10 protein-coding genes and 2 pseudogenes are annotated in these 12,570 nt (G+C 36.8%); 10 read left to right on the top strand and 2 right to left on the bottom strand.

The window, feature by feature from the left end; all coding sequences use genetic code 11:
• Nucleotides 1-12 precede the first annotated feature (12 nt).
• Entirely contained in the window at nucleotides 13-711 is a 699-nt protein-coding gene (locus HT687_RS09585) for a GntR family transcriptional regulator (RefSeq protein WP_023936412.1), read from the bottom strand.
• Nucleotides 712-851: 140 nt separating this feature from the next.
• Here HT687_RS09585 and guaA point away from each other — a divergent pair, with 140 nt between their 5' ends.
• Nucleotides 852-2,414, top strand: a complete 1,563-nt coding sequence (guaA, locus tag HT687_RS09590) for a glutamine-hydrolyzing GMP synthase (protein WP_023936410.1) — start codon at nucleotides 852-854, stop codon at nucleotides 2,412-2,414.
• Nucleotides 2,415-2,701: 287 nt separating this feature from the next.
• Here guaA and HT687_RS09595 read toward each other — a convergent pair whose 3' ends face one another.
• Nucleotides 2,702-3,601 (bottom strand): site-specific DNA-methyltransferase, encoded by a 900-nt coding sequence (locus HT687_RS09595; RefSeq protein WP_329599433.1) that lies wholly within the window; start codon nucleotides 3,599-3,601, stop codon nucleotides 2,702-2,704.
• On the opposite strand from HT687_RS09595, the pseudogene HT687_RS09600 reads away from it, so the two are divergent.
• The 9 genes and pseudogenes from HT687_RS09600 to HT687_RS09640 form a co-directional block, all read left to right on the top strand.
• Nucleotides 3,544-3,729 (top strand): annotated as a pseudogene (locus tag HT687_RS09600) (U32 family peptidase C-terminal domain-containing protein); the annotation flags it as partial. The gene HT687_RS09595 and the pseudogene HT687_RS09600 overlap by 58 nt on opposite strands.
• 357 nt (nucleotides 3,730-4,086) lie before the next feature.
• Nucleotides 4,087-4,957: pseudogene (locus tag HT687_RS09605) on the top strand (ABC transporter ATP-binding protein).
• A gap of 15 nt (nucleotides 4,958-4,972) precedes the next feature.
• On the top strand, nucleotides 4,973-5,701 hold the full coding sequence (locus HT687_RS09610; protein WP_000773490.1) for an ABC transporter permease: 729 nt from the start codon (nucleotides 4,973-4,975) through the stop codon (nucleotides 5,699-5,701).
• A gap of 385 nt (nucleotides 5,702-6,086) precedes the next feature.
• Entirely contained in the window at nucleotides 6,087-6,296 is a 210-nt protein-coding gene (locus HT687_RS09615; protein WP_001107500.1) for a helix-turn-helix transcriptional regulator, read from the top strand.
• Nucleotides 6,286-6,774: a DUF6773 family protein gene (locus HT687_RS09620; protein ID WP_023936404.1), complete on the top strand. Its 489-nt coding sequence runs from the start codon at nucleotides 6,286-6,288 to the stop codon at nucleotides 6,772-6,774. The genes HT687_RS09615 and HT687_RS09620 overlap by 11 nt, the downstream gene beginning before the upstream one ends.
• Nucleotides 6,775-6,889: 115 nt before the next feature.
• A complete protein-coding gene (locus HT687_RS09625; protein WP_023936402.1) occupies nucleotides 6,890-8,350 on the top strand; it encodes a nicotinate phosphoribosyltransferase in 1,461 nt (486 codons plus the stop codon).
• The gene (gene nadE, locus HT687_RS09630; protein WP_023936400.1) at nucleotides 8,347-9,171 is read left to right on the top strand and encodes an ammonia-dependent NAD(+) synthetase; all 825 of its coding nucleotides are present in this window, start codon (nucleotides 8,347-8,349) and stop codon (nucleotides 9,169-9,171) included. The genes HT687_RS09625 and nadE overlap by 4 nt, the downstream gene beginning before the upstream one ends.
• A 349-nt stretch (nucleotides 9,172-9,520) precedes the next feature.
• Entirely contained in the window at nucleotides 9,521-10,072 is a 552-nt protein-coding gene (locus HT687_RS09635) for a GNAT family N-acetyltransferase (RefSeq protein WP_000643818.1), read from the top strand.
• A 629-nt stretch (nucleotides 10,073-10,701) separates the two neighbouring features.
• Nucleotides 10,702-12,570, top strand: a 1,869-nt coding sequence (locus HT687_RS09640; protein ID WP_172924178.1) for a PspC-related protein choline-binding protein 1, incomplete at its 3' end; no start/stop codon positions are given.

A 12,570-nucleotide genomic window follows, 5' to 3' on the forward strand; every position in this document is an offset into this window, starting at 1 on the left:
TTTCGAAGAGTATTAATTGTTTTCAAGATAAAATTCAAAACGTTCGCCTACATATTGACTTTTTACGTATTCAAAAGCAGTACCATCTTCTAGGTAGGAAACCTGAGTCAGACCAAGAATAGCATGTCCTTTTTCAACTTCTAAATAGTGGGCGATTTTTTCCTTAGCAAGGCGAGCATAGATGGTCTGATGTGATTTACCAATACGGTAGCCATGTTTTTGCAGTGTTTGGAAGAAATGACTAGTGATTTCTTCTTTTTTAAAGTCCTTAATGAATTTTTCAGGAATAGAAGCAACTTCATAAACCAGAGGAACTTTGTCGGCATAGCGGACCCGCTCCATTCGGATAATATTTTCGGTAGGAGAAATTCCTAGCTTGGCAACTTCCTGCTCATTGGGAATGGTTTTTCTGTAGGAAATGAGCTGGCTAGAGGGTACTTTACCTTGGGACTTAACAATTTCAGTAAAACTGGTTGTCCCTCGCATCTTTTCTTGTACCCGAGTACTGGACACAAAGGTGCCACTTCCAACTCTGCGCTCTAAGACACCTTCTTCAACCAATAGAGATACGGCTTGGCGGAGGGTCATGCGGCTGACCGAAAACTGCTCTGCTAAATCTCTTTCACTGGGAAGCCTCTCACCAATGGACCAACGGTGCTCGTCAATATCCTTTTTAATCTGATCGTGGATTTTCATATAAGCTGGTAGCATGTTTTCACTTCATTTCTATCTTTTCTCTATTGTACCCCAATAAACTAGAAAAAGTCAATCTTCGCCTTGTTTAGTTGGTAATTCGCCCTTATTTGTGATAGAATATTGAAAAAAGATATTTCTTTTGAGAAAGGAAAAAGATGAGCAACATTTCAACTGATTTGCAAGATGTAGAAAAAATCATCGTATTGGACTATGGTAGCCAATACAACCAGCTGATTTCACGCCGTATCCGTGAGATTGGTGTTTTTTCAGAACTAAAAAGCCATAAAATTTCAGCTGCTGAAGTTCGTGAAATCAATCCTGTAGGAATTATTCTATCAGGTGGTCCAAACTCTGTATACGAAGATGGTTCATTCGATATTGACCCAGAAATCTTCGAACTCGGAATTCCTATTTTGGGAATCTGTTATGGTATGCAATTATTAACCCATAAACTTGGAGGAAAAGTTGTTCCTGCAGGTGATGCTGGAAATCGTGAATACGGTCAATCAACCCTAACACACACACCATCATCTCTTTTTGAATCAACACCTGATGAACAAACTGTATTGATGAGCCATGGTGATGCAGTTACTGAGATTCCTGCTGCTTTTGTTCGTACTGGAACTTCAGCTGACTGTCCATATGCAGCCATTGAAAACCCAGATAAACACATTTACGGTATCCAGTTCCACCCAGAAGTTCGTCATTCTGTATACGGAAATGATATCCTTCGTAACTTTGCCCTTAACATCTGTAAGGCTAAAGGCGACTGGTCAATGGATAACTTCATTGATATGCAAATCCAAAAAATTCGTGAAACCGTCGGTGATAAACGTGTTCTTCTTGGTCTATCAGGTGGTGTTGACTCTTCAGTTGTTGGAGTTCTTCTCCAAAAAGCGATTGGCGATCAATTGATCTGTATCTTCGTGGATCACGGTCTTCTTCGTAAAGGTGAAGCAGATCAGGTTATGGATATGCTTGGTGGTAAGTTTGGTTTGAATATCGTCAAAGCAGACGCTGCTAAACGTTTCCTTGACAAACTTGCTGGCGTTTCTGACCCTGAACAAAAACGTAAAATCATCGGTAACGAGTTTGTCTATGTATTCGATGACGAAGCAAGCAAGCTCAAAGATGTGAAATTCCTTGCTCAAGGAACTCTTTATACCGACGTGATCGAGTCTGGTACGGATACAGCTCAAACTATCAAGTCACACCACAATGTTGGTGGTCTTCCAGAAGACATGCAATTTGAGCTGATTGAACCATTGAATACTCTTTACAAGGACGAAGTTCGTGCCCTTGGTACAGAGCTTGGTATGCCAGACCATATCGTATGGCGCCAACCATTCCCAGGACCAGGACTTGCGATCCGTGTCATGGGTGAAATCACTGAAGAAAAGCTAGAAACTGTTCGTGAGTCGGACGCTATTCTTCGTGAAGAAATTGCTAAAGCTGGTCTTGACCGCGATATCTGGCAATACTTCACAGTTAACACAGGCGTTCGTTCAGTTGGGGTTATGGGTGACGGTCGTACATATGACTACACGATTGCAATCCGTGCTATTACCTCTATTGATGGTATGACTGCGGACTTTGCCAAAATTCCTTGGGATGTCCTTCAAAAAATCTCAGTACGTATCGTAAATGAAGTGGATCATGTTAACCGTATCGTCTACGATATTACAAGTAAACCACCTGCAACAGTTGAGTGGGAGTAATTTTAAACTAATAAAAAATGCTTTGAAATCAGTGTTTCAGAGCATTTTTTGTTCTTTCTGTAAATAATTTGCAAACTATAGTAACTGTTGACTTTTACTTAACCATTTTTCGATTGTAAGTTCAAAATGGTCAATTACTATTATATTTTCAGGAATCGTATCAAAATCAAATAATAAATTATCTGAATGAGTTTTTATAACTACTCCAAAATCAAGTTTTTTGGAGTTTATAGCATTCTGTAATAAAGAGATACTTTCATTCAGACATTCATTATTTTTTTGAATTTTTATAGGTATCGGTTTTTTTGAAAATGTTTAGGTAAAAAACCATCAATTCCTTTATTTCTTTGAACAATTTTTGCCTGTAATAATTTAAGAATGTTTTCCTCTTCCTCAGTTTTGGTTCTATATGCTTCGATTCCTTTATTCAATAAATTTGAACTTGTTTTTATAACATTTTCCAGACGTTGCTGAGTTATATTGATAGCTTCCTCAGATAAATCAATCCCCATATAATTTCTATTCAAAATCTTGGAGGCTACTAAAGTAGTTCTACTTCCACAGAACGGGTCTAAAACTATATCATTTTTATCAGTAGCAATCTTTATAATTTGTTCTAATAACAGAATAGGTTTTTGTGTAGGATAACCTACTCTTTCTTTAGCTTTTGGATTAAGAAATGGTATATTCCAAACATCTGAAAGGGGAACTCCATTTTTCTCTTTTGCCAGAATATAGTTACCATTATTATCAACCTTATATATAGTTTTAGAGTTTCCATCTCGTTTTCGTTCCACTAGTATTTGGTCGATATTTGTAGTAGAAGAATACTCTGTAAAAATTGTATTAAATTTAAAATCTTTTGACTTTGAATAAAAGTAAATGTTTTGATGATTGTTCAATAATCCCTTTTTTGAATTAGACCACCGTTTATAGTTCCATATAATTTCGCTTTGAAACATATCTGCTCCAAAGATATTATCTAAAATTAATCTAATATGATGATTTGCAATTTTATCACAATGAACGAAAATACTGCCACTATTTTTTAGCACTCTTTTGCATTCTTCTAATCTTACAGATAAAAATTCTTTGTAATCCTCAATCGAAGTCCATGTATCTTCAAATTGAAACCTATATTGAGGATCTTCACGATGCCAAAGGCAATAAAATCGACCGTGCTCCAAATCCAATGGAACTCTTGACTATTAAAGTCCCACAACCTGTTCAAGCTGGAGACATGGTTCGAGCTCTTAAAGAGGGTCTCATCAATCTTTATAAGGAAGATGGAACCAGTGTCACAGTTCGAGCTTAATGTAGTTGTTTAGTGTTAAAAAATTATGCAAAGCTCCATATACAACACTTAAACGAGATTAAAGAATGGCGAAATCCCTTGATGCGCAAGGGATTAGCTGTCCTTTTTTATTTTTTAAGTGATAAAGTCGAAGCTTAGGTATCAAAGCATATTAAATTAAACAAAGAAGGGATATCATCGATATTTTGAAATCCTATATTTAAACTTAACACTCTCTATTTTTTATGGTAGAGAGTTTTTTTGCTAATAAAATCTTACAAAATGACATTTATATATTGCATTAAGTTAGATATATGATATAATGTTGTTAAAAAGAGGCGCAACTTTTTAAACTCAATAAGAATCAAAGAGCAAACCATGAATATTGATGGAGGAATAAAAAATGGAAGTTATAAATGTAAGTAAGCATTATGGTCATTCAATCATTCTCAAAGATATAAATTTTGCACTTAACAAGGGTGAAATTGTTGGTCTAGTAGGGAGAAATGGAGTTGGTAAGAGTACGTTGATGAAAATTCTTGTTCAGAATAATCAACCGACTTCAGGTAATATTATAAGCAGTGATAATGTTGGGTATTTAATCGAAGAACCAAAATTATTTTTATCTAAAACAGGTTTAGAGAATTTAAAATATTTGTCAAATTTATATGGTGTTGACTACAATCAAGAAAGATTTAGAAGTTTGATTCAAGAGTTAGATTTGACTCAGTCTATTAATAAAAAAGTAAAGACCTATTCTTTGGGTACAAAACAAAAATTAGCTTTGCTTCTAACTCTCGTTACGGAACCTGATATATTGATTTTAGATGAACCGACTAATGGTTTAGATATTGAATCATCACAAATAGTTTTATCGGTTCTAAAAAATTTAGCTTTACATGAAAATGTGGGAATTTTAATATCGAGTCATAAATTAGAAGATATTGAAGAAATTTGTGAGAGGGTTTTTTTCTTGGAGAACGGGCTTTTGACATTTCAAAAAGTAGGAAAAGATAGTCATAATTTCTTGTTTGAGATAGCTTTTTCATCAGCTACAGATAGAGACATTTTCATTACCAAACAAGAATTTGGGGATATTGTTCAGGAAGAGGGACTGAGAATTACTATGTCTGGGAATATTCAAAGTAGTGAGCTTTTTAAATTTTTTAACGAAAACTCTATTAAAGTAGTTGATTTTGAAACTAAAAAAGAGACGCTTAAAGATATTTATCTAAATCGTTCAAAATAAAGGAAGGTTATCATCATGAAATTAAATAAATTGAATTTTCTTAAGGAAAATATAAGAAATTTATATTCATCAGGCGTAATATATCTCGGTTTGCTTATCTCGTTTATACCGCCGATATTGGTTACATTCTTTATTCTAAAGACTCAAGGGACATCGCTTGGTATTAAGCATATTTCAAACTTTTATGCTATGCTCGGTATGTTAATGGCTGTTATACATGCTAATCGAGTCATTAGTAGAGATTTTTCCCACAATACGGTAAGTTTGTTTTATAATCAACAGAAGAATCGGATGATTTACGTCTTGTCTAATTTTCTATATGCCATCTCAGTTTCCATTATTTATGCTTTGAATGGCATTGTGTTACTAGTCATAGTAAGTAAATTGGGTATTCCAGGTGATTTAGGATTAGATTTTATAGTAGCTATTGTAGTCAATACAATTTTGTTAGTCCTGTTTTATTTTCTATTATCTTACATTTTCTATTTATACAAATTGAAAAGTGGCTTGGTATTTGGTATTTTAGTAGCTTTACTACTCTTTATCCCTAATATATTAAATACGATGATGATGAATACTAGTAATGATTTGTTTATCAAAGCAATTGAACTTCTTCCTTTTTATTCTTTACCTGTATTTGTGGCTTCAAATACGATGTCTATTAGTCAGTATCTTGTGGTAATCACTACAATCATTTTATTGTACTTTTTCACTCTTAAGAAAAGCAAGAAGTATTCATTTTAGTTTCATTTAGTATTATTTTGCATACCTAAAATACAATAAAAAAATCAGTCATCTTGGTATGCTCCTGCTTTCACTATTCAACACGTTTTTGACTTATACTAGGCTCATTTCCAAAAGCATTATATAATAGTGATATGAAACCAACTAAACTAAACAAGAAATATAAGCAATAAAAACTCGTTTAAAAGATCCTACTAAAGCTAATACTAAATAAAAATAAAAGAGTAAACTAGGAAGTTTATTTCAAACAACCTAAAATACTGATTTTCGGCTGAAGATAATACTGGAGTGCTAATTAATGGGGTTATAATAAATAGTTGACAGCTTGTGTTGGTTTTGGATTTTTTAAGAGTAGATGAGTATTAAAACTATAAGGAGGACGCCGGTGGCTAAAAATTTAAAATTAAAATTAGCTCGTGTAGAGCTTGATTTAACTCAAGGTCAACTGGCAGAGGCTGTGGGGGTGACGCGCCAGACTATTGGTTTGATAGAGGCGGGGAAATACAATCCCAGTCTCTCGCTCTGCCAGTCCATTTGCAGATGTTTAGGGAAAACCCTAGACCAACTATTTTGGGAGGAAGAAGATGGTAAATAAATTCATTCATTATCAATTACTTGACGAAAGAGAAGAACAACTAATCAATAAAGCTGGGGCAGAATTCTTTACCCTCTTCATTGGGCTTGTGCTTCTAAGCTATTTGGTGGCTGTATTAGCTCCCTCTCTTTTTAATCCGAATTTTCTAGTCTATATTCTGATAGTAGGAATTTTCTTCTTTTTCAATCGTGCCCGTTATCTGGGAGTGACCTACTATAGTCGTTTTCATTTTACGATTTTGGGTTGTTTTTTCCTAACCTTGGCGATTACGGCTCTTTTGATGTTGCAGAATTATCAATTCAACATAGAAATTTATCAGCACAATCCTTTGAACGTTAAATACCTGTCTGCTTGGGCAATTACTTATGTCATTTACCTTCCCTGGGTCTTTATTGGCAATCTCGGTCTGAAGAGCTATGGAGAATGGGCTCAGAAAAAGTTTGAACAAGATATGGATGAATTGGAGAGTGGTGAATAGCTTGTTACTCTTTTCTCAATCCAGCTAAAATGTGATATAATAGTACTAATTTATTGGAATACATGAAAGTTCTTGAAAATTTTCATGGGTTTCTAGCTAAGGAAGTAGGAAAAGTATGTATCCAGATGATAGTTTGACATTGCACACGGACTTGTACCAGATCAACATGATGCAGGTTTACTTTGACCAAGGGATTCACAATAAGAAGGCGGTCTTTGAGGTGTATTTCCGTCAACAGCCTTTTAAGAACGGCTATGCGGTTTTTGCAGGTTTGGAAAGAATTGTGAATTATCTTGAAGACTTGTGTTTTTCAGATAGTGATATTGCCTATTTGGAGTCGCTAGGCTATCATGGGGCATTCTTGGACTATCTTCGCAATTTCAAGTTGGAGTTGGCCGTTCGTTCTGCCCAAGAAGGGGACTTGGTTTTTGCTAATGAGCCTATTGTGCAGGTGGAAGGCCCTCTAGCCCAATGTCAGTTGGTCGAAACGGCTCTTTTGAACATCGTCAACTACCAGACCTTGGTAGCGACCAAGGCAGCTCGTATTCGTTCGGTTATCGAAGATGAACCCTTGATGGAGTTTGGGACACGTCGGGCTCAAGAAATGGATGCGGCCATCTGGGGAACACGCGCAGCGGTGATTGGTGGCGCCAATGGAACCAGCAACGTGCGTGCGGGTAAGCTCTTTGACATTCCTGTTTTGGGAACCCATGCCCATGCCTTGGTACAGGTTTATGGCAATGACTATGAAGCTTTCAAGGCTTACGCTGCGACCCACAAAAATTGTGTCTTTCTTGTGGATACCTATGACACCCTTCGCATCGGTGTACCAGCTGCCATTCAGGTGGCGCGTGAGCTGGGTGATCAGATTAACTTTATGGGTGTGCGGATTGACTCTGGGGATATTGCCTACATTTCTAAGAAAGTCCGTCAGCAATTGGACGAGGCTGGCTTTACAGAAGCTAAGATTTATGCTTCAAATGACCTAGATGAAAATACTATCCTCAACCTCAAGATGCAAAAGGCCAAGATTGATGTCTGGGGTGTGGGAACTAAGCTGATTACAGCCTATGACCAACCAGCTCTTGGGGCGGTTTATAAGATTGTTGCGATTGAAGATGAAAATGGTAAGATGCGTAATACTATCAAACTGTCTAATAATGCGGAAAAAGTGTCTACGCCAGGTAAGAAGCAGGTGTGGCGCATTACCAGTCGTGAAAAAGGCAAGTCAGAGGGTGATTACATCACTTATGACGGCGTAGATGTTGCCAGCATGACTGAAATCAAGATGTTCCATCCGACTTACACATACATCAAGAAGACCGTTCGTAATTTTGATGCTGTTCCTCTCTTGGTGGATATTTTCAAAGACGGGAAATTGATTTATAACTTGCCTAGCTTGACTGAGATTCAGGATTATGCTCGTAAGGAATTTGACAAGCTTTGGGATGAGTACAAGCGTGTACTCAATCCGCAGCACTATCCAGTGGATTTGGCGCGTGATGTGTGGCAAGACAAGATGGACTTGATTGACAAAATGCGTAAGGAAGCCCTCGGTGAAGGAGAAGAAGAATGAGTTTGCAAGAAACGATTATCCAAGAGCTGGGTGTCAAACCAGTGATTGATGCCCAGGAAGAAATCCGTCGTTCTATTGATTTCTTAAAAAGATACCTGAAAAAACATCCCTTTCTTAAAACTTTTGTGCTAGGGATTTCTGGAGGGCAGGACTCGACTTTGGCAGGTCGTTTGGCTCAACTAGCTATGGAAGAACTGCGAGCAGAAACGGGAGACGACAGCTACAAATTTATCGCTGTCCGCCTGCCTTATGGAGTACAAGCCGATGAAGCAGACGCTCAAAAAGCCCTAGACTTCATCCAGCCAGATGTCAGTTTAGTCGTCAATATTAAGGAATCAGCTGACGCTATGACAGCTGCTGTTGAAGCGACAGGTAGTCCTGTTTCAGATTTTAACAAGGGCAATATCAAGGCTCGTAGTCGTATGATTGCCCAATATGCCCTTGCGGGTGCCCATAGTGGAGCGGTCATTGGGACAGACCACGCCGCGGAAAATATCACAGGTTTCTTTACCAAGTTTGGTGACGGTGGTGCAGATATTCTCCCTCTTTATCGCCTCAATAAACGTCAAGGAAAACAACTCTTGAAGGAACTTGGTGCAGACCCAGCCCTTTATGAAAAAATCCCAACAGCAGACCTAGAAGAAGATAAACCAGGTCTAGCTGACGAAGTAGCCCTCGGAGTCACTTATGAAGAGATTGACGACTACCTAGAAGGCAAAACAATCAGCCCAGAAGCCCAAGCAAGAATCGAAAACTGGTGGCACAAAGGCCAACATAAACGCCACCTACCCATCACCGTATTTGATGACTTTTGGGAGTAAAAAGGTTCGGGGAACCTTTTTAGCTTCTTGCCCTGAAATTAAAAAGCAAGAAAAACCTCCAGTGGAGGTTTTCAGCCTCTCACCTTGAAATAAGAAAGTGAGAGAAGGTCTGGGGGATCTTGAACCCCGAGTTTAGAAATAAGAAAATGAGGCAGATTCGGTAACTCGAAGAGTTCGATTTCATCGTCTTACCCCTGCAACGATGACTAGGTTTGAAAAAGCTTGCTAGAGCGCATTTCAAACCAGGCAGCGACTGCGTCAAGAAATTAGAAGACAAACTCGTTTTCTAGCTGTTACTGAGTTGAGCCTTTTTACTACGAGCATAGAAATAAGGAAGTGAGGTAGCATCATGAAAGCTATCGGTACGCAAATATTACAGACAGAACGTTTGATTTTAAGAAGATTTGTGGAGAGTGATTCAGAAGCTATGTTTCAAAATTGGGCTTCATCCGCTGAGAATCTGACCTATGTTACCTGGGATCCCCATCCTGATGTCGAGGTCACTCGAAACTCCATTCGAAATTGGGTTGCCTCCTATACCAATCCTAACTATTACAAATGGGCCATTTGTCTCAAAGAGAACCCAGAGCAAGTGATAGGAGATATCAGCATCGTTGCAATAGATGAGAACAATTCTTCTTGTGAAATTGGCTATATTTTAGGAAAAAACTATTGGGGTCGTGGTCTTATGACAGAGGCCTTAAAAGCTGTCTTGGACTTTTGTTTTACTCAAGTAGGATTTCAAAAAGTCAAAGCTCGATATGCCAGTCTCAACCCAGCTTCAGGTCGTGTCATGGAGAAGGCTGGAATGTCCTATCTACAAACGATAGTTAATGGTGTAGAGAGAAAAGGCTATCTTGCGGATCTTATTTATTATCAGATAAGTAGGGAAGAATGTTGAATTCTATTTTCTGTTTCTATCGAAGTCAACTATTTATTGTAAATATAATAAATGGCATTCTAAGTTTATTTGCAACTTTAAAATAGCATATTGATTAGTACAAGACAGATGTTCTAGTTCCTTCTTTAATCTGGTTTAGTATTAGTTAAAAAATCGCTTTAAGCTTGTAACTAAGAGGGAGCTAATCGACTAGATTCTCCAGCCGAACAGGCGGTAATGTGCTTTTTATAGTGTAATCCTAGCTGTTGTTAAATTTAAAATAGAATCCTCTATCGAGTTAGGGAATTAAATTCCACCAATTTTATTTATGTTTTTTTATCAAAATATCTAACATTAAAATAGTCTCATTCTGATGCGCAAACTATTCTATTTATACTGCATAGTTGTATAAGGAATGATGAAAGATGAGTGAAAGTTATCAAGTTGGAATGTTTGTATCTAAATATATTAGCATGTATTTAGATAAGATGTCTGCAATCCTTTATATATGAGATTGATTACGATATAGTTAAAGTGTTAGTTCAATAATTAATATATCATTTTAAGTTTGTTTGATGTATGAAACATATTGTTTAACATTTGCCAGAAAATATGCTATACTAAGTAGTAACTTTTAGAAGGAGGATGTAATGGCAAAATCTAATACCAATAAGCGCTATGCATTACGTAAACTCGGAAAGATTTTTGGTTCTGTGATAGTCGGGCTAACTTTATTTTTAGGAGGAATCCTGAATACAAGTTTTGTTCATGCTGATGGAACAAGAGTGACATTTATTAAAGACGATACCCGCCGTAAAGGAGAGGAACCGGAGACTGATGTTGATGAAGTAGGAAATATTATTGTTAAAGTTCCAGCTAAAGATAGCGTTGAAACAAAAGTAATTCCAATAGAAGCAGAATACGAAGCCGATCCTATGTTAGAAAAAGGGAAAAAAGTAGATGATTCAAATCGTCAAGGTAAACTAGGTGTCAGAACTATTACTACTACTTACAGAATTGAAAATGGTAAAGCAGTAGAGGATACTTCTACAGAAAAAGTAACAACTCCTATGGAAAAGAAAATTATAAAAGTCGGAACTAAACCTACTGTCGTTACTGAAAAAATTGAGTCTTCTATTAAATATATAAAAGACCCTGATAGACCTATCGGAAGTGATGTTGTAACTGAAAGTGAAGGGGAGGATGGTATTAAGAAAATTACCACTACCTATGTTTTAGATGAAAAAACTGGAGAGGTTACGGTTAAAAACAACACAACTACTATTGAAAAAAAAGCGCAAGACATCGTCTATAAAGTCGGAGCTCAAGATAAAATTCAAGAAACTACGATTAATCATAAAACAATATATGAAAAAGATGATAATCTTGAAGTTAGAAAAAGAAAAATAAAGACCCCAGGAGAAGATGGAAAAATAGTTACGACTACCTCATATAATGTATCTCCTATTAATGGTACACCTACTCCTAATACACCAATAGAAAAAAGAACAGAACCTAAAACTGAAGTGATAACAATTGGAACTAAACCTACTGTTCGTGTTGAAGAGATTGAATCAGAGGAAGTTAAGTTCGAAAAAGATTTAGAACATCAAAAAGGAAGTAACCCTGAGACTATACCTGGAGAAAATGGAACTAAGGAAATTACTACAACATACAAATTAGATACAAATACCGGAGAAGTCTCAGAACTAGAAACAACCGAAAAAATACTAACTCAACCTACTCCTACTGTTGTAAAAGTCCCTGCTAAAGATAAGATTGAGCATAAAGATATTCCAATAGAAGCAGAATACGAGGCGGACCCCACGTTAGAAAAAGGGAAAAAAGTAGATGATTCAAATCGTCAAGGTAAACTAGGTGTCAGAACTATTACTACTACTTACAGAATTGAAAATGGTAAAGCAGTAGAGGATACTTCTACAGAAAAAGTAACAACTCCTATGGAAAAGAAAATCATAAAAGTCGGAACTAAACCTACTGTTCGTGTTGGAGATATTGAATCAAAAGAAGTTAAGTTCGAAAAAGATTTAGAACATCCAAGAGGAAGTAACCCTGAAACTATACCTGGAGAAAATGGAACTAAGGAAATCACTACAACATACAAATTAGATACAAATACTGGAGAAGTCTCAGAACTAGAAACAACTGAAAAAATACTAACTCAGCCTACACCTACTGTTGTAAAAGTTCCAGCTAAAGATAAGGTAGAAAAACGCATCGCCGAAAAAAGTACAAATATCCGTTTTGAAAAAGATGAAACTAGAGACCGTAATGAAAATCCTGTTACAATTGACGGAGAGGATGGCTATGTAACCACGACGACGACCTACGATGTCAATCCAGAGACTGGTAAGGTTAGCGAAAAGGTTACTGTTGATAGAAAAGAAGCCACGGATACAGTTATCAAAGTTCCAGCCAAAAGCAAGGTTGAGCGTGAAGTTCTGCCTACAAGTGTCATCCGTTATGAAAAAGATGAGACTAGAGACCGAGGAGCTTCT

The organism is Streptococcus sp. 1449 (assembly GCF_013276805.1).
GTDB lineage: Bacteria > Bacillota > Bacilli > Lactobacillales > Streptococcaceae > Streptococcus > Streptococcus pseudopneumoniae.

What these genes read in the sequence shown, in the direction of transcription:
- HT687_RS09585 (WP_023936412.1), bottom strand. Translation starts at nt 711, where the DNA reads ATGCTACCAGCTTATATGAAAATCCACGATCAGATTAAAAAGGATATT.
- guaA (WP_023936410.1), top strand. Translation starts at nt 852, where the DNA reads ATGAGCAACATTTCAACTGATTTGCAAGATGTAGAAAAAATCATCGTA.
- HT687_RS09610 (WP_000773490.1), top strand. Translation starts at nt 4,973, where the DNA reads ATGAAATTAAATAAATTGAATTTTCTTAAGGAAAATATAAGAAATTTA.
- HT687_RS09620 (WP_023936404.1), top strand. Translation starts at nt 6,286, where the DNA reads ATGGTAAATAAATTCATTCATTATCAATTACTTGACGAAAGAGAAGAA.
- HT687_RS09625 (WP_023936402.1), top strand. Translation starts at nt 6,890, where the DNA reads ATGTATCCAGATGATAGTTTGACATTGCACACGGACTTGTACCAGATC.
- nadE (WP_023936400.1), top strand. Translation starts at nt 8,347, where the DNA reads ATGAGTTTGCAAGAAACGATTATCCAAGAGCTGGGTGTCAAACCAGTG.
- HT687_RS09635 (WP_000643818.1), top strand. Translation starts at nt 9,521, where the DNA reads ATGAAAGCTATCGGTACGCAAATATTACAGACAGAACGTTTGATTTTA.